The organism is Xanthobacter sp. YC-JY1 (genome assembly GCF_021730305.1).
Lineage (GTDB): Bacteria > Pseudomonadota > Alphaproteobacteria > Rhizobiales > Xanthobacteraceae > Xanthobacter > Xanthobacter flavus.
The window spans coordinates 71,801-93,419 of the sequence record NZ_CP032674.1; the positions used below are offsets into that span (position 1 = coordinate 71,801).

The following is a 21,619-nucleotide window of genomic DNA, read 5'->3' on the forward strand; positions in this document are numbered from 1 at the left end:
TCGCCTTGAGCGAGAGGATTTGGACCCCTGTCCACGACGGCACTTATGGCGGCCGCTGAGATGACACCGCCCGCCACGGTTTCCGAGGCGCTTCCAGACGCTGCGGAAATTCTCGCCCTCGTCCAAGCCCGGTTGGAAGACGACAAGTCTGAGGACATCGTCTCCATCGACCTGCGCGGCAAGACCTCCATCGCCGACTACATGGTGATCGCCTCCGGCCGTTCGCAGCGGCATGTGGGCGCCATCGCCGAGCACCTCATCGAGGCGCTCAAGGCGGCGGGGATCAAGCACGTGCGCGTGGAAGGCCAGCCGGCCTGTGACTGGGTGCTCATCGACGCGAACGACGTGATCGTGCACGTCTTCCAGCCCGAGGTCCGCAACTTCTACAATATCGAGAAGATGTGGGCCGGGACGCCCCGTTCCTGATGGCGTTTCCGGTTCTGGCGGGTCTTTAGACGACGTGCGCCTCGTCCTCGCCTGTGTCGGCCGGCTGAAAGCGGGCGCCGAGCGTGAGCTCGTGACCCGCTACGTCGACCGCATCCGTCCCGCCGGCCGGCCCTTGGGCCTCGGCCCGTGCGACATGATCGAGATCGCCGAATCCGCCGCCCGCCGCGCCGAGGACCGCATGGCCGAGGAAGCGACGGCCCTCCTCTCGGCGCTTCCGGCGGGGGCAGGGCTGGTGGTGCTCGATCCGCGCGGGCGCAACCTTTCCAGCGAGGACTTCGCCCGCCGCATTGCTGCCGATCGGGATGGCGGGCTCTCCGCCCTCGCCTTCGTCATCGGCGGCGCGGACGGCCTCGGGGAAGAGGTGCGGACGCGGGCGACCCTGCTGATCGCCTACGGCACGGCCACGTTTCCGCATCAGCTGGTGCGCGTCATGCTGGCGGAGCAGATCTATCGGGCGGTCACTATCCTTGCCGGGCATCCCTACCATCGCGCGTGAGGGCGCGGCGCGGGAATTGGCTGCTTGCATTGACATCCGGGTCCCGGCCCCTTATCACGCCGGCTCCGATCCAATTCCCGGTGTCGATAGGCCGCGCGGCAAGCGCGCCGCGGTCGGCTCCGAAATTCGACACGAGCGAGTTTGTCATGAAGATCCGCAATTCCCTCAAGTCGCTGCTCGGCCGTCACCGCGAGAACCGTCTCGTGCGCCGCAAGGGCCGCGTCTACATCATCAACAAGACCCAGAAGCGCTACAAGGCGCGCCAGGGCTGAAGCCCGGCCTGAGCGCCGCCGGACCCGATCGGTCAGGGCGGCGGTCTTGAGCAGATGTGATCTCTTGCGCCGGCCCAGGGCCTCCCCGCGGCCGGCGCAACTGTTGACGGCGCGTGCAACGCGGCGGACACTTCGCCGATGATCTTCCGCGCGATGCCTCCCGCCCCCGCCAGCCGCACGCTCCGTGCCGCCCGTCTCGGCTTCGCCGCCGCTCTCTCCATCGCGATCTTCGGTGGCCTCGCGCAGGCGCAGCCATTGCGCGGCGACAAGGCCATGCCGCAGCCCGGCCCTCCGTCCGCCAGCCCGACCGATTCCGCCCCGGCGCGCCCGCGCCTGCCGAAGGACAAACGCACCCAGGTGGAAGGCCTGTTCGCCGCCCTGAAGGTCGCGCCCGACGATCGCAGCGCCAAGATGATCGCCGACCGGCTCGACCAGATTTTCGGCGATTCCGGCAGTCCCAGCGCTGACCTCCTCATGGCCCGGGCGGCGGCCGCCGCGGAGGCGAAGGAGACGGACCTCTCCCTGCAACTGCTGGACGAGGTGATCGAGATCGAGCCCGATTATATCGGCGCGCTCAGCCGACGGGCGACCATCCTCTACATGCGCGACGACTATGGGGCCGCCTTGGCGGACATCCGGGAAGTGCTGGCGCGCGAGCCGCGCCATTTCGCCATGCTCTACGGCCTCGCCCTCATCATGCGGGACCTTGGCGACGACAAGCGCGCTTTGCAGGCGGTGCGCCAGGCGCTCGCCGTCAATCCGCACCTCGATGGGGCGAGTGAGCTTGAGAGCCAGCTCACCATCAAGGTCGAGGGCCGGCCGATCTGATCCGCCTCAGGGCTTCGCCCGAGGCGGCGGCAGGGGGACGGGGGCCTGACCCTGCTTGGTCTGGCTCGATTCCGTGAGCTGAACCGTCCAGGATTTCTGCTCCTGCGTGTCCACCTCGAAGAAGCCGGTGCGGTCGAAGCCGCGGGCGAGGCAGTCCTCGGCGCCCTTGATGGTGAATTCCTTTTCCCGAGTGCACATGTAAGCCTTGCCGGCCCACTCGCCGCCTTGGTCGTAATCCACGGCATAGAGGTAGTAGAAGCGCGCCGAGAGGTCGCCGCGCAGCAGCGTCTCGCAGCTGTTGGCCGCGACGTTCCACCAGCCTTCGGTGGCCCAGGCGTCGCCATCCTTGTAGCCGAGGGCGATGCCCACCCGGCTCTGGGTGCGGTTGCACAGCCGGAACTCGGCGGCAGCGGGGGTGGGAATGAGGGTGGCGCCGATGCCGAGCGCGAGGGTGGCGCCGAGCAGGAGCGCGAGGCTCCTTGGCGAATGGCGCGCCCCCCGGTCCGGCGCGGTGAGGCCGGCCGCGCAGGGTTCGGGCATGCCGTCGAAGCGGAGGGGCGTGGCGGCGAAGGGCATGATGAGACGTTGTGTGCCTCGCGGGGGCCGGGGCGTCAATGCCTGCCCTCCCGGTAGCCGGTGCCGGACGTCTCCATCCCGACCTCTCCCGTGAGGGCCGGACGCGCGCGCGGACGGGCCGCCATGATCCCGGCAAGGATCAGCGCGCCACCCGCCGCCTGAAGCACGGTAATGGGCTCATCCAGAAGCAGGGCGCCCAGCGCTGCGGCGGAGGCCACCTCCAGAAAAAAGACCAGCGCGCCGAACGTCGGCGGCACGGAGGCAAGGCCCACCGCCATCAGCCCCTGTCCGCCCACCTGCGAGACGAGGGCCAGCGCCACCAGCGCCGCAAGACCGCCGGCGCTGGCGGGCCACAAGGTCGGCTCTGCGATGAGGGCCACCGCCAGCAGGATCAGCGCCGTGGTGGCGGTGGAGACGAGGGTGATCGCTGCCGCCCCGCGCGAGGCACGGGCCCGGCTGACGGTGAGGAAATAGCCCGCGAAGAACACCGCGGTCGCGAGCCCCGCGGCGTCCCCCGGCAGATGCTGCGGATCGAACTGCCAGGAGCGCCCCACCAGCGCCAGAGCCCCCGCGATGCAAAGCGCGAGGCCGATCAGCCCGTCACGGGACACCTTCTGGCGCAGCACCAGCACCGCGAAGGCCGTGATCCACAGGGGTGACGTGGTGGCGAGCACGGTGGCGTTGGCGACGGTCGTGCCGAGGATGGCGAGATGCCAGAAGAACAGGTCTCCGGCGAAGAAGGCACCGGCCAGCAGCGACAGCCGGTCGGGCCGGAAGGCGCGCTTGCCCTCGGCGAGAGCGGCCCACAGGGCCAGTGGCGGCACGGCCAGCGCTACCCGCCAGAAGGCGCTGGCGAAGGGCCCCACATCCGCGAGGCGGACGAACAGCACCGAAGCGCCCATGGCCAGCGCCCCGAGCGTCAGCATCAAGGTACCGAACGCCAGCGTGAGGGAGGGGTTTTTGCTCACGAAAACCTGTCCCGCCGCTTGTCTCGGGCCGGTTGTGGATCACCGGCAGGGTGGAAAGCGGGGACGCATCCTTGACGCGCGGCTTTCGGCCCGCCTCTATCAGCGTTCCCTCCGGAGCCATCGCGGCTCCACCCTTTGACCCGCGCGCCGGCCCGGCATGGCCTCGACGGACGTGCGGCGGAACCCAAGGAGACCGTCCAGGTGGCGGAAGACGTTTCAGATTCCCCCGCGGGCTTTGCCAAGGAACAGCTCAAGTCCTTCATCGAGCGCATCGAGCGCCTCGAGGAGGAGAAGAAGGCCATTGCCGACGACATCAAGGACGTGTTCGCCGAAGCCAAGGCCAACGGCTTCGACGTGAAGGCGCTGCGCACCATCCTGAAAATCCGCAAGGAAGACGTCGACGAGCGCAAGGAGCACGAGGCCATCGTCGATCTCTATATGCAGGCGCTGGGCATCTTCGTCTGAGACGGCAGCGGGCGGAGGCCGCCCCGCGCGGATCACATGCGCTGGCTGTTGTAGGCCACTTGGGGCGCACGGAACACGTAAGTCGGCAGGTCCGCCACGGCGGTGCCGGCGAAGCGGGCCTTGAGGCCGAATGAGCCGTCCCGCGAGAAGGCCGTCGCCACCACTTCACGCGGCGGCGCCATGAAGGTCGCCAGCTGCCGCATCTCCGGCACGCGCAGATAAAGCTCGTTGGAGAGGCTCGGCGACAGGAACAGCCGCCCGAAGGCGATCTCGGACAGCTTGGTGCGCTGACGTGCGCTCGCCGGAGCGCTTGTCGCGGCCACTGGCGCCGTTGCCACGGTAGCCGCATGTCCGTGCGCGCCGGCCATGAAGCCGCCCGTCAGCGGCATGCGCTGATCCATCATGGAGCCGGCGGAGGCGTAGCCGAGGACCGGTCCGGTCTCCCCGTCCGTGCCGCGGGTGATGACGGAGGGCAGCGGAACGGGCGCCGAAGTCAGGCTGGCGGTGCGGGTGTCGCGGTTGGCCTCCGCCGGGCGGGGCAGGGGCAGCGGCGCGAGGAAGCCGTTGCGCGTCGCCTGCGCGCTGACCATGGCGCCGGCGACGATTTCGGCCGGCCGGGTCGGTGGAATGGGCATGGTGGCGGACGCGGTCCGCACCGCGCGGGCGGGGGCGGAAGCCGGCGTCTCGCGGCTGGCGGTGTCCTCGGCCGACGCGACCGTGGAGGAGGCGGCGGTCGGGGTTTCGCCGCCCTCGTCGTCATCCGCATCCTTCTTGCCGAACAGGCTGGCGAAGAAGTTCTTGCCCTTGCCGGCGCTTGCGACGCCCACGCCGGGCTTGGAGCCGCGTGCCTGAAGCTCGGCCAGCGCCACGTCGTATTTCGCCAGCGGCCGGCCGTCGGTCGGGACATGCACGGTCTTGCCGTCCGGGAAGACGCGGGCGAGCTGATCGTGGGTCATGCGCGGCCAGTGGCGCACACTGCCGGTGTCCATGTGGACGAAAGGCGAGCCGGAGGTGGGATAGAAGCCCACGCCGCCGCGCTGGAGCCGCAGGCCGGCGACGCGCAGGTCGGTGAGGTTCACGCCCGGAATGTAGAAGTCCATCGCCTTGCCCAGCATGTGCTGGGAGAATTTCGCCACGCCGCTGGAGCGGGCGCGCAGCATGGAGTTGGTTTCCGGCGAGCGGTAGGACGAGACGATCTGGATCGGCGCGCTGGCGTCCACCTCCCGGTAGACTTCCCAGACGATGTCGAACAGCTGGGGATCCATCTGGGTCGACTTCTGGTTGCGCCAGTCGCGCAGGAAGTGATTCAGCTGGGCCAGCACCGCCTGGTCGTAGCGTCCGTCCTTCTTGAAGGTGAAGCTGCCGCTCTCGCCGGAATGGGTGTGGTGCAGGGTGATGGTGCGGGTGTCACCGTTGGCGACCGCATTCTGCAGCGAGGTGGTGCCGGCAAGGATGAGACTTCCCGCCATGGCCAAGGATGGCAGGATCGCCTGAAAGGCGAACCGACCGCGAGGGCCGCGGGGGCGGCGCGTAAGTCGGACGGTTTCAGGCGTGGTGGGGATGGCCAATGTCTCGAACCCGAGGCTCAGATTTCAAGGACTTCGCGATGTGTTGCCGCGAAGCGATGGAGACGGAGTCTTGTCGGGTTCGGTTAAGGGTGCGTTGACACCCAGCTCCCCCAGCTCACCGAAGCCGGCAGATTGCCTTGCCCCGGGTCACGGTCCCGTGAGTAGCGGCGGAGTATGGCGAAAACGTGCCAGACGTTGCGTGGGGCTGTGGCCTCCATGCATCAGGCAAGGGGCAGTAGTGCTGACGTTCCGGCGAAAATCGCGGCAGGTTGTCGCGGCTATTTTGGCGGGTACAAGCTAAGCTGCTGATAAAAAAGAAGGCCCGCCGGAGCGGGCCTTCTCTATGCTGTGCCGATCAGCGGGCGCGGGGCGCGGTCTTGGGTGGCGCGCCGTCGGCGATTCGCTGCTTTCCGTTGAGGCCGAGATGGGTCTTCGTGGCCGCGTTGATGCCGTACAAATCCTCGCGCATCACCAGCCGGCCGGCCTCATCCACGAAGGCGGTGAAATAGACGATGTGGACCGGGAAGCGCTGCTTCAGGTTGATGTAGCGCTCGGAGCCGCCGAACATCTTGGAGATGCGCTGCTCGCTCCAGGTGTCACCCGGCAGGCCCATGTTGAAGATGACCTCGCCGAACTTCAGCGGTTCGTACACGCGCACGCAGCCGTGGCTGTAGGCGCGGCGGTCGTTCTGGAACAGCGCCTTGGACGGCGTGTCGTGCAGATAGACCGAATGGTCGTTGGGGAACATGAACTTGATGCGCCCCAGGGCGTTGCGCTCACCCGGATCCTGCCGGAACGAGTAGCCGCCCGAGCCGTTCCGCACCACCTGGATGCCGCGACGGGCGAGGGCGCTGGGATCGCTGCGCAGCAGCGGCATCATCTCATTGCGGGCGATGCTCGGCGGGATGTTCCAGGCCGGATTCACCACGATATACTGCATGTCCCGGGTGAGCAGCGGAGTCGGCGTCTCCGGCTTGCCCACCACGACGCGGGTCTCATGGATCACCCGTCCGTCCTGGTTAATGCGCACCATGAACTCGGGGATGTTGACCATCACGTACTTTTCGCCGAGGTCGCGCGGCAGCCAGCGCCAGCGCTCCATGTTGGCGATGACATCGTTGCGCAGGCTGCCGCCGCCGCTGGTGGCCCCTACATTGAGCGCGGCGAGCGTGGCCGGGCCGATGATGCCGGTGGGCTTGATCTTCGAGGCTTCCTGGAAGGCCTTGACCGCCTCGACCAGCGCGGGGTCGTAGACGAGATCATCCCCGGGCTTGCCGATGACGCCGAGGCGGGCGCGCAAAGTGGGCATGCGCGGGTCGCTCGCGCCGGGCTTCACCTGCGGGCCGGGCGGGATCGCGGGGACAGTGGGCGCGCTGCCGTTCGCCCTGGCAAGCTGCGCCTTCAGCGCCTTGTAGCCGGGGTGGGGCGGGTTGAAGGCGGCGAGCGCGGCGTTGGCGTCGGGCGCGTAGGCGATCTTGGTGAGGGCCGCGGTCGGGTCCGGGATATCGCGCACCGGGGTGACCAGCGAAGAGATGCGGCCGGGATCGAAGCGGCCGGACTGCGCATGGCGCGCATAGGTCATGGCGGCGACGGCGATCTTCAGCTCCGTGCGGGCGAGATCGGCGGCCGAGGCGCCCTTCTTCGGCACGGGCACCTGATAGTCGGCGGGATCGAGACCGTCTTCGCCAGCGGCATCCAGGCGCGCAATCACGGCCTTGCCGCGCGCATCGAGCCCGGTATCGGTCACGAACACCGGCAAGGTCTGGCGCGCGCCATAGAAGGTCGCGAGCGCCTCCTGCTCCTTCTTGGAGGTAGTGATGGCCTCGGGCGTGGCGAGGAGCGCGGCGATGGCCTCGCTGACCGGCGCGAGCGGGTTGGCGGCGACCTGAGGCTGCGGCGCGGGCGCGGGTGTCGCGGCCTGGGCGGGAGCCGGCTGGGCGGGAATTACGGGGGGCGGGTTGGCCTGGGCTGCTGCAGGAGCTTGGACCGGGGCGGGTGCCGGGCTGTCGCCAGCCGAATCGACGCCGCCGCGAACCGGGCTCGCGACCGAGGTGGGAGCGGCGGCACGGGGCGCATAGGCCGGGGCCGCGGGCGCCGCGGCGGCCGGGGGCAGGGGCGTGGTAAGGGGGACGGCGGCATCGCCGGCGCCGTCGACACCGCCGGTCGCGCGGGCGCCGGAGGGCGCGGCATCACTCGTGCCGATATCACCTGTGCCCATGCCGGCATTTGCGGTGACGGGAATGTCGCCCGTTGCTCCGGCGGCCGGGGCGACGCCGAGGGAGAGGCCGACCAGGCCAGCGCTCATCAGCCGGCACAACGTGCCCGCGACGCTAACCTCACGCTGAGCGATACCCATTGTGCTCTCCTCGCCTCCACCCGCTGTGTTGGTGCCGTGCCGGGCGGCTTCGATCAACTCACAAGCTTGGGCGAATGCCGGGTTTGTGGTGTCTTGTCACTCGGCAGCAACAAATTGTGCCGCTGACGGTTCCATCTGATGGTTGGTCTCTACCTCTGTCTCGCCCAGCTCGGCGAGCTTGCGGTAGAGCGTCGAGCGGCCGATGCCGAGTCGGCGGGCCACCTCCGCCATCCGCCCACCATAGAGGTGGCAAGCGAAACGAATGGCTTCGGCCTCGATCTGGTCGAGCCTGCGGGCGTGGCCGGAGGCGTCCAGACGGGCGAATGCGGAGCCGATCATCTCCTCTTCGGCGCGCTCCTGGCGCGCCTGCACCGCTGCCGAGGGGAAGGCGATCACATTGTCCTGAGCGACGGGCGACGGGGCCCGCTGCGGGGCCGGGCGGCTGGACGCTGCGGCCCGCGCGAGCGCCACCGCATTGCCGAGCGCTACCTCCAGGCGGAGCGCGCCGGCCGGCTTCACCACGAAATCCCGCGCGCCGGCGCGGATCGCGCCGCCGGCGGCGTCGAGGCCCGCGGGGGTCACCTGAACCACGACCGGGGTGTCGTCTCCCGCCGCCGCAAGGGCCGCGAGAACACCCATACCGTCGAGACCGGGCAGCACGAGATCGAGCAGCACCGCGTCGAATCGCTCCGCCCCGAGAAGGGCGAGAGCCGCGTCGCCGTCATGGGCGATGGTGCAGCGGTAACCCATTCGGGTGAGCGCGTGGTCGAGGCGGCGCGCCTCGTCGGAATCGTCTTCGACGATGAGAAGGGAAGAAGACATGGAGGGGCGGGCGACTCGGTACGGGGAGATTCGTCCCCGACATTGGGCGGCGATGGTTAAGAACCCCTCACCCTGATGCCGCAAGGTCGCCATATGTCCGACCGCGCCTCTGCCGACCCGGCTTGCGGCGCAGGGCCATTGCGGCGATTTTGTCCGCCACGATCGAAAAGAGCGGGTGCGGCCGAACCGGACCGCGCCGCCCGTTTCCGGAGGTTCCATGCCGCACACTCTTCCGCACGTCATTGCCCGCGTTTCGGCGATGCCCGTTCGTTCGCACGATTTTGAAAGCGCCTTTGCCGCCGCCCGCCACGCCGCCCAGACCGCCGTCGCTTCCGCCGCAGCCATCGAGACGCTGCCCGAGTGGAACCTGACCGACCTCTATGCCGCCATGGACGCGCCGGAGCTGGCGGCGGACATCGCGAAGGCCGATGTGGAGTGCAAGGCGTTCGAGGACGCCTACAAGGGCAAGCTCGCCGACCTCCTCGCCGCCCCCAATGCCGGCGCGGCGCTGGCCGAGGCGGTGAAGCGCTACGAGGCGGTGGACGACCTCCTCGGCCGCATCGCCTCCTATGGCAGCCTCGTCTATGCCGGCGACACCTCGGACCCGGCCCGCGCCAAGTTCTATGGCGACATCCAGGAGAAGCTGACCGATTCGTCCACGCATCTCCTGTTCTTCACGCTGGAGTTGAACCGGCTCGACGACGCGGCGCTGGAGGCGGCCATGGCCGACCCGGCGCTCGGTCATTACCGGCCGTGGATCGAGGATCTCAGGAAGGACAAGCCCTATCAGCTCGACGACAAGATCGAGCAGCTGTTCCACGAGAAGTCGAGCCCATCGCGCAGCGCCTGGAGCCGGCTGTTCGACGAGACGATCTCCTCGCTGCGGTTCAACGTGGATGGGCAGGAGCTCGCCATCGAGCCCACGCTGAACCTGATGCAGGACACGAAGGAGGAGGTGCGCCGCACCGCGGGCCTCGCTTTGGCCGACACCTTCTCGAAGAATCTGCGCCTGTTCACCCTCGTCACCAACACGCTGGCGAAGGACAAGGAGATTTCCGACCGCTGGCGCGGCTTCCCCGATGTCGCCTCCTCCCGCCACCTCGCCAACCGGGTGGAAAAGGAAGTCGTGGACGCCATGGTCTCGTCCATCCGCGAGGCCTATCCGCGCCTGTCGCACCGCTATTACGCGCTCAAGGCCCGCTGGTTCGGCAAGGAGCGGCTGGAGTTCTGGGACCGCAATGCGCCCTTGCCCAAGGTGGAAAGCCGCGACATCGGCTGGGGCGAGGCCAAGGACACGGTTCTGACCGCGTACGGCGCCTTCTCGCCCAAGATGGCGGACATCGCCCGCACCTTCTTCGACAAGTCCTGGATCGATGCGCCCGTCCGCCCCGGCAAGTCGCCCGGCGCCTTCGCCCATCCCACCGTGCCGTCGGCTCACCCCTATGTGCTGCTCAACTACCAGGGCAAGCCGCGGGACGTGATGACGCTGGCCCATGAGCTGGGCCACGGCGTCCATCAGGTGCTCGCCGCCCGCCAGGGCGCGCTGATGGCGCCGACCCCGCTCACGCTGGCGGAGACCGCCTCCGTGTTCGGCGAGATGCTGACCTTCCGCAAGCTGCTTGATTCGGCGGAAAATCCCCGGGCCCGCAAGATCATGCTCGCCCAGAAGGTGGAGGACATGATCAACACGGTGGTCCGCCAGACCGCCTTCTACACCTTCGAGCGCCACGTCCATTCCGAGCGCCGGCAGGGCGAGCTGACCTCCGAGAAGATCGGCGAGATCTGGATGCAGGTGCAGAGCGAGAGCCTTGGCCCGGCCATCCACCTCGGTGCGGGTTACGAGACTTTCTGGACCTACATCCCGCACTTCATCCACTCGCCGTTCTATGTCTACGCGTATGCCTTCGGTGACTGCCTCGTGAACTCGCTCTATGCGGTCTACGAGAAGGCGTCCGACGGTTTCGCGGAGCGGTATCTGGAAATGCTCGCCGCGGGCGGCACCAAGCACCATGCGGAGCTGCTGGCCCCGTTCGGTCTGGATGCCCGCGATCCGGCCTTCTGGCAGACCGGCCTCAACCTCATCGACCGCATGATCTCCGAGCTGGAGAGCATGGAGGGCTGAGCGGGGGCGGGACCCTGCGCGCAGGCTGAGAAAGCGGCTTGCTCATGCCTTGGGCTTTACCGATCCTCAACCCTGTTCGTTGAGGATCGGTTCATGAAGCCGCGGTCGGTCCTGATCCTCCTGACGCTGGCCGCGACCCTCCTGGCCGCGGCGCCGTGGCTTCGTGTTCCCTTGGCCCTCGCCCAGCCTGGCGCGCCGCCGCCCGCGGTGCCTCTCCCGCCGCCCGTCCCCAACCGCTCCGGCATCGACACCGACGCGCTGAAGGCCGACGTGAAGGGCTCCGAGGAGGCGCAGCGCCAGCTCCGCGCGGATCTCGAAGCCGCCAAGGGCGATCGCGGCCGTCTCAACCAGATGCTGCTCGACACGGCCGCCCGCACCCGTGCGGTGGAGCAGCAGCTCATCGATGTGGAAGGCCGCATCGCCCAGCTGGATCGCTCCGCCGCGGACCTCGGCACGTCGCTCGGCAAGCGCCGCGGCGTGCTCGCCCAGGTGCTGGCCGCCCTGATGCGCATGGGGCGCGAGCCGCCGCCGGCCATCCTGATGCGCCCGGACGATGCGCTGGACGCGGTGCGCTCGGCCATCCTGCTCGGTGCCCTCCTGCCGGAACTGCGGGTGGAGGCGGAAACATTGGCCTCCGACCTGTCCGAGCTTTCGCGGGTGCGCACGGAACTCGCGTCCGCCCGCGACAGCCTCACCAGCCTGCGCACCGACCTCGACGAGGACAGCCGTCGCCTCGCGGTGCTGGTGGGCGAGCGGCAGAAGCGGCAAGCGGAGGAGCATCCGCTGGCTTCCGCCGACAAGGCGCAGGCCGAAAGCGTCGCCAAGGCCACCGGCGATGTGCACGATCTCGTGACGAGGCTGGAGAACGAGGTGGGGCCTTCCGCTAGGGCAGCAGACGCCGCGCAGGCGGTCACGCGCCCGCAGGAACCCGGCCGGCCCAACCTGACGGCCCTGAAGGACCCTGCGCGCCTGACGCCGGCCATCGCTTTCCCGCAGGCCAAAGGCTTGCTGCCGCTTCCGGTGGCTGGCGTGACGCTGCGGAATTTCGGTGCCGCCGACGGGGTCGGAGGTACCGAGAAGGGCATCACCATCGCCACCCGCGCGGGCGCACCGGTGAGCGCGCCGGCCGACGGCTGGGTGGTCTATGCCGGCCCCTTCCGCAGCTATGGCCAACTCTTGATTATCAACGCGGGCGGTGGCTACCATATTCTTGTGGCAGGCATGGAACGGATCACCGTGGAGCTCGGCCAGTTCGTCCTCGCGGGCGAGCCGGTAGGGGTCATGGGGGGCCTGTCCCGCACCGTGGCCAATACGGTGCAGCGCGGTCCGGGGGGCAGCGGCGCATCCGCCCAAAACGGCTCAACGTCGCCGGTGACGGCCACGGGACAGCCCCAATTGTATGTCGAGTTCCGAAAAGACGGGCTCTCGATCGACCCCACGCCATGGTGGGCGGCAACGGACAGTCAGAAGGTACGTGGATAATGCGTCGGACGTCTCTCTTTCTTTTTGGCGTGGCGGCTGGCGCCCTCGTGGCGGTTGCAGCGGTCCAGCCACGGCTGATCCTCGGGACCGCGGCCGAGGCCGCGTCGTCCGATACCTACAAGCAGCTCAACCTGTTCGGCGACGTGTTCGAGCGCGTGCGCTCCGACTATGTCGAGAAGCCCGATGACGCCAAGCTGATCGAGGCGGCCATCAACGGCATGCTCCAGTCGCTGGATCCGCACTCCTCCTACATGGACGCGAAGAATCACCGCGACATGCAGGTGCAGACCCGCGGCGAGTTCGGCGGCCTCGGCATCGAAGTCATCATGGAAGACGGTCTGGTGAAGGTCGTCACCCCCATGGAGGACACCCCCGCGGCCAAGGCCGGCGTGCTCTCCGGCGACCTCATCGCCAAGCTCGACGGCGATCAGGTGCAGGGCATGACCCTGAACGAGGCGGTGGACAAGATGCGCGGGGCGGTCAACACGCCCATCACGCTCACCATCCTGCGCAAGGGCGTCGAGAAGCCCATCGAAGTGAAGCTGGTGCGCGACACCATCAAGCTGCAGACGGTGCGTTCGCGCATCGAGGCGGACGACATCGCCTATATCCGCATCAACTCCTTCACCAACGAGCAGACTTTCGAGACCCTGAAGAAGGCCATCGACGACCTGACCGCGAAGATCGGCCCGGACAAGATCAAGGGCTACATCATCGACCTGCGCAACAACCCCGGCGGCCTGCTCGACCAGGCGGTGGCGGTGTCCGACGCCTTCCTCGAGCGTGGCGAGATCGTCTCCACCCGCGGCCGCAACCCGGAAGAGACGCAGCGCTTCAACGCCCGCGGCGGCGACCTCACCAAGGGCAAGCCGGTGATCGTGATGGTGAACGGCGGCTCGGCCTCGGCTTCCGAGATCGTCGCCGGCGCGCTGCAGGATCACAAGCGGGCGACGATCCTCGGCTCGCGCACCTTCGGCAAGGCCTCGGTGCAGACCATCATCCCGCTCGGCCAGCAGGGCGCCCTGCGGCTCACCACGGCGCGCTACTACACGCCATCGGGCCGCTCCATCCAGGCCAAGGGCATCGAGCCCGACATCGTCCTGGTGCAGGACCTGCCGGATGAGATGAAGCAGAAGCTCGGCGTTTCCACGGACTCCACCCGTGGCGAAGCCTCGCTGAAGGGCCACCTCAAGAACGGCGACGACGAGCAGACCGGCTCGCCCTCCTACGTGCCGCCGGATCCGAAGGACGACACCCAGCTGAAGCTCGCCGTCGAGCTGATGAAGGGCACCGTGAAGAACGCCGCCTTCCCGGCGACGCCGAACAAGTCCTCGCAGGCCAATTGATGACCTGACGGAAGCCGAGCGGCGCGCCGTTCGGCATCTGCTTAGACATTAGGCAAATGCCCCGTCCGAATGCTCGGACGGGGCATTTTGCGTTCTGGGACTGCGCCGGGCAGCCCCTGCCATCAAGGGTTGGTCCGGTCCGGCCGCCTCGCGGCGGTATTGCATGCTCGCTGGCATACCGCTTGCTCCTTAGGGGTCGATGGCGCGATGCGCGCCGCCCACGGAGTTTCGGTCCCGCCATGCAGGCAACCCGCAGATCTTTCCTCTCCCGGACCCTGGCCGGCGCCGTTGTCGGCGGTGCGCTGGCCATCGGCCTCACGGCCGCCCCCGCCGCCGCGGAAGCCCTCGACGACATCCTCAAGGCCGGTGTCATCAAGATCGCTGTGCCGCAGGACTTCCCCCCGTTCGGCTCGGTGGGCACCGACCTCAAGCCCGTGGGCTACGACATCGACGTCGCCAACCTCATCGCCAAGGGCCTCGGCGTGAAGGCCGAGCTGGTGCCGGTGTCGAGCGCCAACCGCATTCCCTACCTGCAGACCAAGAAGGTCGATCTCGTCATCTCCAGCCTGGGCAAGAACCCCGACCGCGAGAAGGTGATCGATTTCTCCGTGGCCTACGCCCCCTTCTTCAACGGCATCTTCGGCCCCGCCGACGTGAAGGTGGAGAAGGTGGAGGACATCGCCGGCATGACGGTCGGCGTCACCCGCGGCTCGGTGGAAGATCTGGAGCTGACCAAGGTCGCCCCGCCCACCGCCGACATCAAGCGCTACGAGGACAACAACTCCACCATCTCGGCCTTCCTCTCCGGCCAGGTGAAGGTGGTGGCGACCGGCAATGTGGTGGCCGCCGCCATCCTCGCCCGCAACCCGCCGAAGAAGCCCACCGTGAAGGTGCTGATCAAGAATTCGCCCTGCTATGTCGGCCTGAACAAGGACGAGCCGAAGCTGCTCGAGAAGGTCAACGCCATCCTCACCGCGGCCAAGGCCGACGGCGCGCTGGAAAAGATCTCCGAGAAGTGGCTCGGCGCACCGCTGCCGAAGGACCTCTGAGGATGTCGCTCCCTGCCCGGTGACGGGGCAGGGAGCGATCCACGGGCACTGCGCCATCGGGGGACCAGCCGGACATGGCCTACAGTTTCGATTTCTCATCCCTGGCCGACTACGGGCCGGTGCTGGCGAAGGGTGTCGCCATCACCGTGGAGCTGATCGTGGTCGGCGGCGCCCTCGGCGTCGGGCTCGGCATCGCCTGCGCCTGGGCGAAGGCGCTGGGGCCGCGCTGGCTCCGGCCCATCGTCTCCGCCTATGTGGAGCTGATCCGCAACACGCCGTTCCTGATCCAGCTGTTCTTCATCTTCTTCGGCCTGCCGGCGATCGGCGTCGGGCTTACCGAGATGCAGGCGGCCATCCTCGCCATGGTCATCAATCTCGGCGCCTATGCCTGCGAGATCATCCGCGCCGGCATCGAGGCGACGCCGCGCGGCCAGTTCGAGGCGGGGGCGAGCCTCGCCATGAGCCCCATCCAGACCTTCCGCCACGTGGTGCTGGTGCCGGCCCTCCAGAAGATCTGGCCGGCTCTGACCTCTCAGATCGTCATCGTCATGTTCGGCTCGGCGGTGTGCTCGCAGATCTCGGTGGAGGAACTGACCTTCGCCGCCAACTTCATCCAGTCCCGCACCTTCCGCGCCTTCGAATCCTACATCGTCGCCACCGTCCTCTACCTCCTGCTGGCGGTGCTTCTGCGCCAGGTCATGCGGGGGCTCGGGCTGTTTCTCTTTCCGCGCCGGAGGAAGACGACATGACCCAATTCACCACCTGGGACATCGTCTCCAACCTGCTGCTGGCCGCCCGCTGGACCGTGCTGCTCTCCATCCTCGCCTTCATCGGCGGCGGCGTGGTGGGGCTCGTGGTGCTCTACTGCCGCATCGCCCGCAAGGTGTGGCTGCAGCGCGCCGCCAATCTCTACATCGAGCTGTTCCAGGGCACCCCGCTCCTGATGCAGCTCTTCCTCATCTTCTTCGGCCTGCCGCTCATGGGCCTCGACGTCTCCCCCTGGGCGGCGGCCTTCGTCTCGCTCACGCTGTGGACCTCCGCCTTCCTCGCCGAGATCTGGCGCGGCTGCGTGGAGTCGATCCCGAAGGGGCAATGGGAGGCCTCCTCGTCGCTGGCCATGAGCTTCTTCGAGCAGCTGCGCTACGTGGTGCTGCCCCAGGCCCTGCGCATCGCCGTGCCGCCCACGGTTGGCTTCTCTGTGCAGGTGGTGAAGGGCACGGCGCTGACCTCCATCATCGGCTTCGTCGAGCTCTCCAAGGCCTCGACCATCATCACCAACGCCACGTTCGAGCCGTTCACCGTCTACGGCTTTGCCGCCCTCATCTATTTCGTGCTGTGCTGGCCTCTGTCGAAGAGCAGCCAGCTTCTCGAAAGGAAGCTGAATGTCGCTCATCACCATCACTGAGGTCCGCAAGAGCTTCGGCCAGAACGAGGTGCTCAAGGGCATCAACCTCGACGTTGCGGCCGGTGAGGTCATCGCCATCATCGGCAAGTCGGGCTCGGGCAAGTCGACCCTTCTGCGCTGCATCAACGGCCTGGAGACCATCAATCACGGCTCCATCACCGTCGCCGGCGCCCAGCTGGCGCCGGACGAGGTGCATCTGCGCGCGCTGCGGCTGAAGGTCGGGATGATCTTCCAGGGCTTCAACCTGTTCCCGCACCTCACCGCCGGACGCAATGTGATGCTCTCGCCCATGGTGGTGAAGAAGGTGTCGCAGAAGGAGGCCGAGGCCGAGGCGCGGGTGCGCCTGGAGCAGGTGGGCCTCGCCCACAAGTTCGACGCCTATCCGGACGAGCTGTCCGGCGGCCAGCAGCAGCGCGTCGCCATCGCCCGGGCGCTGGCCATGAAGCCGCTGGCGCTGCTGTGCGACGAGATCACCTCGGCCCTCGATCCCGAGCTCGTCAACGAGGTGCTGGCGGTGGTGAAGAAGCTGGCCGAGGAGGGCATGACCCTGCTCATGGTCACGCACGAGATGCGGTTCGCGCGGGAGGTCTGCGACCGGGTGGTGTTCATGCACCAGGGACGTGTGCACGAGATTGGCCCGCCGGAAGAAGTATTTGCGAATCCTCAGACGGCGGAGCTCAGGCAGTTTCTCGGCCAAAGCTGAGGCCGCCGTGGGCCTTGCGTTAGGGTCAAGCCTCTCGCGGTGCGGCAATGCGGCCTATGCGCCATCCTCCCGTCATGTTGCCGCCTTGATCTGCCTGTGTTAGGCACTCCGGGATTTCGAGGGACGGGTTAAGCCCCCTCGCGGGATCGCACAATTTTATTCCCAACAGATCAAGGGCTTGGGGAGAGGTCACGCAAGGTGCGCGGCCGGCCCTGGAAGTCCGAGAGAGGTGCGGGGTGGCGGATACGATCGTGTCAGGCATGGCGGGGCGCTATGCGACCGCGCTGTTCGAACTGGCGAGCGAGGCCGGCGCCATCGATTCCGTTAAGGCGGATCTCGATCGCCTGTCGGCTATGATTGCTGAAAGCGCGGATCTGGCGCGGCTGGTGAAGAGCCCGGTCTTTTCGGCCGAGGCGCAGCTGAAGGCCATCGCCGCGGTTCTTGGTCAGGCGGGCATTTCCGGTCTTGCCGGAAACTTCGTGAAGCTGGTGGCGCAGAACCGCCGCCTCTTCGCTCTGCCCAAGATGATTTCAGATTATGCCGCCCTCGTGGCCGCCCAGCGCGGCGAGACGACGGCGCAGGTGACGGTGGCCGCTCCCCTGAGCGACACCCACTTCGCCGCGCTCAAGGACGCGCTGGCGCAGCAGACCGGCAAGGACGTGAACCTCGACGTCACCGTCGATCCGTCCATCCTCGGTGGTCTCATCGTGAAGCTCGGCTCCCGCATGGTCGACGCTTCGCTCAAGACCAAACTCAATTCTATCCGGCATGCGATGAAAGAGGTCCGCTGATGGACATTCGAGCCGCTGAAATCTCCGCCATCCTGAAAGAGCAGATCCAGGGTTTCGGCCAGGAGGCCGAGGTCTCCGAGGTCGGTCAGGTTCTCTCCGTCGGTGACGGTATCGCCCGCGTCTACGGCCTCGACAACGTCCAGGCCGGCGAGATGGTCGAGTTCGAGAACGGCACGCGCGGCATGGCGCTGAACCTCGAAATCGATAACGTCGGTATCGTGATCTTCGGCTCCGACCGCGAGATCAAGGAAGGCCAGACCGTCAAGCGCACCGGCGCCATCGTGGACGCCCCTGTCGGCAAGGGCCTCCTCGGCCGCGTCGTCGACGCCCTGGGCAACCCGATCGACGGCAAGGGCCCCATCGTCTACACCGAGCGTCGCCGCGTCGACGTGAAGGCCCCGGGCATCATCCCGCGCAAGTCGGTGCATGAGCCCATGCAGACCGGCCTCAAGGCCATCGACGCGCTGATCCCGATCGGCCGCGGCCAGCGCGAGCTGATCATCGGCGACCGCCAGACCGGCAAGACCGCCGTGGCGCTCGACGCCATCCTGAACCAGAAGCCCCTGAACGCCGGCGACGCTCCCGAGAGCCAGAAGCTCTATTGCGTCTACGTCGCGGTGGGCCAGAAGCGCTCCACCGTCGCGCAGTTCGTGAAGGTGCTCGAGGAGCAGGGCGCGCTGGAATATTCCGTCGTCGTCGCCGCCACCGCCTCGGACGCCGCGCCGATGCAGTTCCTGGCGCCGTTCACCGGCACCGCCATGGGCGAGTATTTCCGTGACAACGGCATGCACGCGCTCATCATCCATGACGACCTGTCCAAGCAGGCCGTGGCCTACCGCCAGATGTCGCTGCTGCTGCGCCGCCCGCCGGGCCGCGAAGCCTATCCGGGCGACGTGTTCTACCTCCACTCCCGCCTGCTGGAGCGCGCGGCCAAGCTGAACGACGCCCACGGCGCCGGCTCGCTCACCGCTCTCCCGGTCATCGAGACCCAGGCGAACGACGTGTCGGCCTACATCCCGACCAACGTCATCTCGATCACCGACGGCCAGATCTTCCTTGAGTCCGACCTGTTCTACCAGGGCATCCGCCCGGCGGTGAACGTCGGCCTCTCGGTGTCGCGCGTGGGCTCCTCGGCCCAGATCAAGGCGATGAAGCAGGTCGCCGGCAAGATCAAGGGGGAGCTCGCCCAGTATCGTGAGCTCGCGGCCTTCGCCCAGTTCGGCTCCGACCTCGACGCCTCCACCCAGAAACTGCTCAACCGCGGCGCCCGTCTGACCGAGCTGCTGAAGCAGAGCCAGTTCGCGCCGTTGAAGGTCGAGGAGCAGGTGGCGGTGATCTATGCCGGCACCAACGGCTATCTCGACCCGCTGCCGGTCTCCAAGGTCCGCGAGTTCGAGCAGGGCCTCCTTCTGGCGCTGCGCTCGCAGCATCCGGAGATCCTGGAAGCCATCCGCACGTCCAAGGAACTGTCCAAGGACACTGCCGAGAAGCTGACGAAGGCCCTCGACGCCTTTGCCAAGAGCTTTGCCTGAACGGCGCCTGTTCCTCGAACCTGACGGACGGGCACGATGGCGAGCCTGAAAGACCTAAGGAACCGCATCGCCTCGGTGAAGGCGACGCAGAAGATCACCAAGGCGATGCAGATGGTCGCCGCGGCGAAGCTGCGTCGCGCCCAGATGGCGGCGGAAGCAGCCCGTCCCTATGCCGAGCGCATGGAGACGGTGCTGGGCAATCTCGCCGCCGGGATCATCGGCGGCGGGCAGGCGCCCGTCCTCATCGCCGGCACCGGCTCCGACCAGAAGCAACTGCTCCTGGTCGCGACCGGCGAGCGCGGCCTGTGCGGCGCCTTCAACACCTCCATCGTCCGCCTCGCTCGCGAGCGGGCGCAGCAGCTGATCGGCGAAGGCAAGGACGTCAAGTTCTTCTGCATCGGCCGCAAGGGCTATGACCAGCTGCGCCGGATCTATCCCGACCGGATCATCGAGCTGGTGGACCTGCGCTCGGTGCGCACGCTGAGCTTCAAGGATGCCGACGCCATCGCGTCGAAGATCCTGGCCCTGCTCGACCAGGGTGCGTTCGACGTGTGCACGCTCTTCTACGCCCAGTTCAAGAGCGTGATCTCGCAGGTGCCGACCGCCCAGCAGATCATTCCCGCCACTTTCGAGGCGCGGGACGCGGATGCCGCTGGTCCGGTGTATGAGTACGAGCCGGCCGAGGAAGACATCCTCGCCGACCTTCTGCCCCGCAACATCGCGGTGCAGATTTTCCGCGCCCTCCTGGAGAACCAGGCGTCGTTCTACGGCTCGCAGATGAGCGCCATGGACAACGCGACGCGGAACGCGGGCGACATGATCAAGAAGCAGACGCTGATCTACAACCGGACGCGTCAGGCCATGATCACGAAGGAACTCATCGAAATCATCTCCGGCGCCGAAGCGCTCTGACCACGGCCTGGACGAGGACAAAGGACGACGAACATGGCGAACCCCACCGGACGCATTACCCAGGTCATCGGCGCCGTTGTCGACGTGCAGTTCGACGGCCACCTGCCGGAAATCCTGAACGCGCTCGAGACCACCAACCACGGCAACCGCCTGGTGCTCGAAGTCGCCCAGCATCTCGGCGAGAACACCGTCCGCACCATCGCGATGGATGCGACCGAAGGCCTGGTGCGCGGCCAGGGCGTCACCGATACCGGCGCGCCCATCCAGGTGCCCGTGGGTGATGCCACCCTCGGCCGCATCATGAACGTGATCGGCGAGCCGGTGGACGAGCTCGGCCCGGTGGTCGGCGACGGCCTGCGCGCCATCCACCAGCCTGCTCCGTCCTATGCGGACCAGTCCACCGAGGCGGAAATCCTCGTAACCGGCATCAAGGTGGTGGACCTGCTCGCGCCCTACTCCAAGGGCGGCAAGATCGGCCTGTTCGGCGGCGCCGGCGTGGGCAAGACCGTGCTCATCATGGAGCTCATCAACAACATCGCGAAGGCGCACGGCGGCTACTCCGTGTTCGCCGGCGTCGGTGAGCGCACCCGTGAGGGCAACGATCTCTATCACGAGATGATCGAGTCCAAGGTGAACGTGGACCCGCACGAGCATGGTGGCTCCGCCGCCGGCTCCAAGTGCGCCCTCGTGTACGGCCAGATGAACGAGCCTCCGGGCGCCCGCGCCCGCGTCGCGCTCACCGGCCTCACCGTCGCCGAGCACTTCCGCGACCAGGGCCAGGACGTGCTGTTCTTCGTGGACAACATCTTCCGCTTCACCCAGGCCGGCTCGGAAGTGTCGGCTCTGCTCGGCCGCATTCCCTCGGCGGTGGGCTACCAGCCGACGCTGGCCACCGACATGGGCGCCCTGCAGGAGCGCATCACCACCACCACCAAGGGCTCGATTACCTCGGTGCAGGCCATCTACGTGCCCGCCGACGACCTGACCGACCCGGCGCCTGCCGCCTCCTTCGCCCATCTCGACGCGACGACCGTGCTCTCGCGCTCCATCGCCGAGAAGGGCATCTATCCGGCGGTGGACCCGCTGGACTCCACCTCGCGCATTCTCTCCCCGCTGGTCATCGGCGAGGAGCACTACAACGTGGCGCGCCAGGTGCAGCAGACCCTCCAGCGCTACAAGGCGCTGCAGGACATCATCGCGATCCTGGGCATGGACGAGCTCTCCGAAGAGGACAAGCTCACCGTGGCCCGCGCCCGCAAGATCGAGCGCTTCCTCTCCCAGCCCTTCCACGTCGCCGAAGTGTTCACCGGCTCCCCGGGCAAGCTCGTGGACCTGAAGGACACCATCTCCGGTTTCAAGGGCCTCGTGGAAGGCAAGTACGACTACCTGCCCGAGCAGGCCTTCTACATGGTCGGCTCCATCGACGAAGCCATCGAGAAGGGCAAGAAGCTGGCCGCCGAGGCGGCCTGATCCGACGCA

21 protein-coding genes are annotated in these 21,619 nt (G+C 67.7%); 16 read left to right on the top strand and 5 right to left on the bottom strand.

Going from position 1 to position 21,619, the window contains the following annotated elements; all coding sequences use genetic code 11:
• Positions 1–60 precede the first annotated feature (60 nt).
• The 4 genes from rsfS to D7006_RS00385 all read left to right on the top strand — a co-directional run bounded on the left by rsfS (position 61) and on the right by D7006_RS00385 (position 2,043).
• Positions 61–426, top strand: a complete 366-nt coding sequence (gene rsfS, locus D7006_RS00370) for a ribosome silencing factor (RefSeq protein ID WP_309298257.1) — start codon at positions 61–63, stop codon at positions 424–426.
• A 34-nt stretch (positions 427–460) separates the two neighbouring features.
• Positions 461–943 (top strand): 23S rRNA (pseudouridine(1915)-N(3))-methyltransferase RlmH, encoded by a 483-nt coding sequence (gene rlmH / locus D7006_RS00375; RefSeq protein WP_237355122.1) that lies wholly within the window; start codon positions 461–463, stop codon positions 941–943.
• 146 nt (positions 944–1,089) lie between these two features.
• Positions 1,090–1,215, top strand: a complete 126-nt coding sequence (ykgO, locus tag D7006_RS00380; protein WP_024276737.1) for a type B 50S ribosomal protein L36 — start codon at positions 1,090–1,092, stop codon at positions 1,213–1,215.
• A gap of 138 nt (positions 1,216–1,353) precedes the next feature.
• Positions 1,354–2,043 (top strand): tetratricopeptide repeat protein, encoded by a 690-nt coding sequence (locus D7006_RS00385; protein WP_237355124.1) that lies wholly within the window; start codon positions 1,354–1,356, stop codon positions 2,041–2,043.
• A gap of 6 nt (positions 2,044–2,049) precedes the next feature.
• Here D7006_RS00385 and D7006_RS00390 read toward each other — a convergent pair whose 3' ends face one another.
• Together D7006_RS00390 and D7006_RS00395 are read right to left on the bottom strand one after the other, a co-directional pair.
• Positions 2,050–2,583 carry a DUF1036 domain-containing protein gene (locus D7006_RS00390; RefSeq protein WP_237357008.1) on the bottom strand — a complete coding sequence of 178 codons (534 nt, stop codon included), beginning with the start codon at positions 2,581–2,583 and terminating at the stop codon, positions 2,050–2,052.
• A 71-nt stretch (positions 2,584–2,654) separates the two neighbouring features.
• Positions 2,655–3,587 (bottom strand): DMT family transporter, encoded by a 933-nt coding sequence (locus D7006_RS00395; protein WP_237355125.1) that lies wholly within the window; start codon positions 3,585–3,587, stop codon positions 2,655–2,657.
• 201 nt (positions 3,588–3,788) lie between these two features.
• Between D7006_RS00395 and D7006_RS00400 the strand changes: the two genes are divergently transcribed.
• The gene (locus tag D7006_RS00400) at positions 3,789–4,052 is read left to right on the top strand and encodes a DUF2312 domain-containing protein (protein ID WP_029876550.1); all 264 of its coding nucleotides are present in this window, start codon (positions 3,789–3,791) and stop codon (positions 4,050–4,052) included.
• A gap of 32 nt (positions 4,053–4,084) precedes the next feature.
• On the opposite strand, the gene D7006_RS00405 is transcribed toward D7006_RS00400, so the two are convergent.
• The 3 genes from D7006_RS00405 to D7006_RS00415 all read right to left on the bottom strand — a co-directional run bounded on the left by D7006_RS00405 (position 4,085) and on the right by D7006_RS00415 (position 8,798).
• On the bottom strand, positions 4,085–5,521 hold the full coding sequence (locus D7006_RS00405) for a DUF882 domain-containing protein (protein ID WP_237355127.1): 1,437 nt from the start codon (positions 5,519–5,521) through the stop codon (positions 4,085–4,087).
• Between the two features lie 454 nt (positions 5,522–5,975).
• Positions 5,976–7,976, bottom strand: coding sequence for a murein L,D-transpeptidase (locus D7006_RS00410; RefSeq protein WP_237355129.1), 2,001 nt, complete (start codon positions 7,974–7,976; stop codon positions 5,976–5,978).
• Between the two features lie 96 nt (positions 7,977–8,072).
• Positions 8,073–8,798 carry a response regulator gene (locus D7006_RS00415; RefSeq protein WP_237355130.1) on the bottom strand — a complete coding sequence of 242 codons (726 nt, stop codon included), beginning with the start codon at positions 8,796–8,798 and terminating at the stop codon, positions 8,073–8,075.
• Positions 8,799–9,057: 259 nt separating this feature from the next.
• On the opposite strand from D7006_RS00415, the gene D7006_RS00420 reads away from it, so the two are divergent.
• The 11 genes from D7006_RS00420 to atpD all read left to right on the top strand — a co-directional run bounded on the left by D7006_RS00420 (position 9,058) and on the right by atpD (position 21,610).
• A complete protein-coding gene (locus D7006_RS00420) occupies positions 9,058–10,920 on the top strand; it encodes a M3 family oligoendopeptidase (protein WP_237357009.1) in 1,863 nt (620 codons plus the stop codon).
• A gap of 93 nt (positions 10,921–11,013) precedes the next feature.
• Positions 11,014–12,402, top strand: a complete 1,389-nt coding sequence (locus D7006_RS00425) for a murein hydrolase activator EnvC (RefSeq protein WP_237355131.1) — start codon at positions 11,014–11,016, stop codon at positions 12,400–12,402.
• The gene (locus D7006_RS00430; protein WP_169123534.1) at positions 12,399–13,748 is read left to right on the top strand and encodes a S41 family peptidase; all 1,350 of its coding nucleotides are present in this window, start codon (positions 12,399–12,401) and stop codon (positions 13,746–13,748) included. The genes D7006_RS00425 and D7006_RS00430 overlap by 4 nt, the downstream gene beginning before the upstream one ends.
• Positions 13,749–13,987: 239 nt before the next feature.
• The gene (locus D7006_RS00435) at positions 13,988–14,797 is read left to right on the top strand and encodes a transporter substrate-binding domain-containing protein (RefSeq protein ID WP_237355132.1); all 810 of its coding nucleotides are present in this window, start codon (positions 13,988–13,990) and stop codon (positions 14,795–14,797) included.
• 74 nt (positions 14,798–14,871) lie between these two features.
• Positions 14,872–15,546, top strand: coding sequence for an amino acid ABC transporter permease (locus D7006_RS00440; RefSeq protein WP_169123269.1), 675 nt, complete (start codon positions 14,872–14,874; stop codon positions 15,544–15,546).
• The gene (locus D7006_RS00445; protein WP_169123268.1) at positions 15,543–16,202 is read left to right on the top strand and encodes an amino acid ABC transporter permease; all 660 of its coding nucleotides are present in this window, start codon (positions 15,543–15,545) and stop codon (positions 16,200–16,202) included. Before D7006_RS00440 ends, D7006_RS00445 begins: the two co-directional genes overlap by 4 nt.
• Complete coding sequence (locus tag D7006_RS00450; RefSeq protein ID WP_237355133.1) at positions 16,180–16,905, top strand: amino acid ABC transporter ATP-binding protein; 726 nt, start codon at positions 16,180–16,182, stop codon at positions 16,903–16,905. Before D7006_RS00445 ends, D7006_RS00450 begins: the two co-directional genes overlap by 23 nt.
• Positions 16,906–17,165: 260 nt before the next feature.
• A complete protein-coding gene (locus D7006_RS00455) occupies positions 17,166–17,696 on the top strand; it encodes a F0F1 ATP synthase subunit delta (protein WP_229646860.1) in 531 nt (176 codons plus the stop codon).
• On the top strand, positions 17,696–19,228 hold the full coding sequence (gene atpA / locus D7006_RS00460; protein ID WP_169123266.1) for a F0F1 ATP synthase subunit alpha: 1,533 nt from the start codon (positions 17,696–17,698) through the stop codon (positions 19,226–19,228). Before D7006_RS00455 ends, atpA begins: the two co-directional genes overlap by 1 nt.
• 36 nt (positions 19,229–19,264) lie before the next feature.
• Positions 19,265–20,140, top strand: a complete 876-nt coding sequence (locus D7006_RS00465; protein ID WP_169123265.1) for a F0F1 ATP synthase subunit gamma — start codon at positions 19,265–19,267, stop codon at positions 20,138–20,140.
• A gap of 33 nt (positions 20,141–20,173) precedes the next feature.
• Entirely contained in the window at positions 20,174–21,610 is a 1,437-nt protein-coding gene (atpD, locus tag D7006_RS00470) for a F0F1 ATP synthase subunit beta (protein ID WP_169123264.1), read from the top strand.
• Positions 21,611–21,619: the final 9 nt, after the last annotated feature.

Coding starts and splice junctions, on each gene's coding strand:
- D7006_RS00440 (WP_169123269.1), top strand. CDS start 14,872: ATGGCCTACAGTTTCGATTTCTCATCCCTGGCCGACTACGGGCCGGTG.
- D7006_RS00445 (WP_169123268.1), top strand. CDS start 15,543: ATGACCCAATTCACCACCTGGGACATCGTCTCCAACCTGCTGCTGGCC.
- D7006_RS00420 (WP_237357009.1), top strand. CDS start 9,058: ATGCCCGTTCGTTCGCACGATTTTGAAAGCGCCTTTGCCGCCGCCCGC.
- ykgO (WP_024276737.1), top strand. CDS start 1,090: ATGAAGATCCGCAATTCCCTCAAGTCGCTGCTCGGCCGTCACCGCGAG.
- D7006_RS00465 (WP_169123265.1), top strand. CDS start 19,265: ATGGCGAGCCTGAAAGACCTAAGGAACCGCATCGCCTCGGTGAAGGCG.
- D7006_RS00425 (WP_237355131.1), top strand. CDS start 11,014: ATGAAGCCGCGGTCGGTCCTGATCCTCCTGACGCTGGCCGCGACCCTC.
- D7006_RS00450 (WP_237355133.1), top strand. CDS start 16,180: ATGTCGCTCATCACCATCACTGAGGTCCGCAAGAGCTTCGGCCAGAAC.
- atpA (WP_169123266.1), top strand. CDS start 17,696: ATGGACATTCGAGCCGCTGAAATCTCCGCCATCCTGAAAGAGCAGATC.
- D7006_RS00390 (WP_237357008.1), bottom strand. CDS start 2,583: ATGCCCGAACCCTGCGCGGCCGGCCTCACCGCGCCGGACCGGGGGGCG.
- D7006_RS00405 (WP_237355127.1), bottom strand. CDS start 5,521: ATGGCGGGAAGTCTCATCCTTGCCGGCACCACCTCGCTGCAGAATGCG.
- D7006_RS00385 (WP_237355124.1), top strand. CDS start 1,354: ATGATCTTCCGCGCGATGCCTCCCGCCCCCGCCAGCCGCACGCTCCGT.
- atpD (WP_169123264.1), top strand. CDS start 20,174: ATGGCGAACCCCACCGGACGCATTACCCAGGTCATCGGCGCCGTTGTC.
- D7006_RS00410 (WP_237355129.1), bottom strand. CDS start 7,976: ATGGGTATCGCTCAGCGTGAGGTTAGCGTCGCGGGCACGTTGTGCCGG.
- D7006_RS00435 (WP_237355132.1), top strand. CDS start 13,988: ATGCAGGCAACCCGCAGATCTTTCCTCTCCCGGACCCTGGCCGGCGCC.
- D7006_RS00415 (WP_237355130.1), bottom strand. CDS start 8,798: ATGTCTTCTTCCCTTCTCATCGTCGAAGACGATTCCGACGAGGCGCGC.
- rsfS (WP_309298257.1), top strand. CDS start 61: ATGACACCGCCCGCCACGGTTTCCGAGGCGCTTCCAGACGCTGCGGAA.
- D7006_RS00455 (WP_229646860.1), top strand. CDS start 17,166: ATGGCGGGGCGCTATGCGACCGCGCTGTTCGAACTGGCGAGCGAGGCC.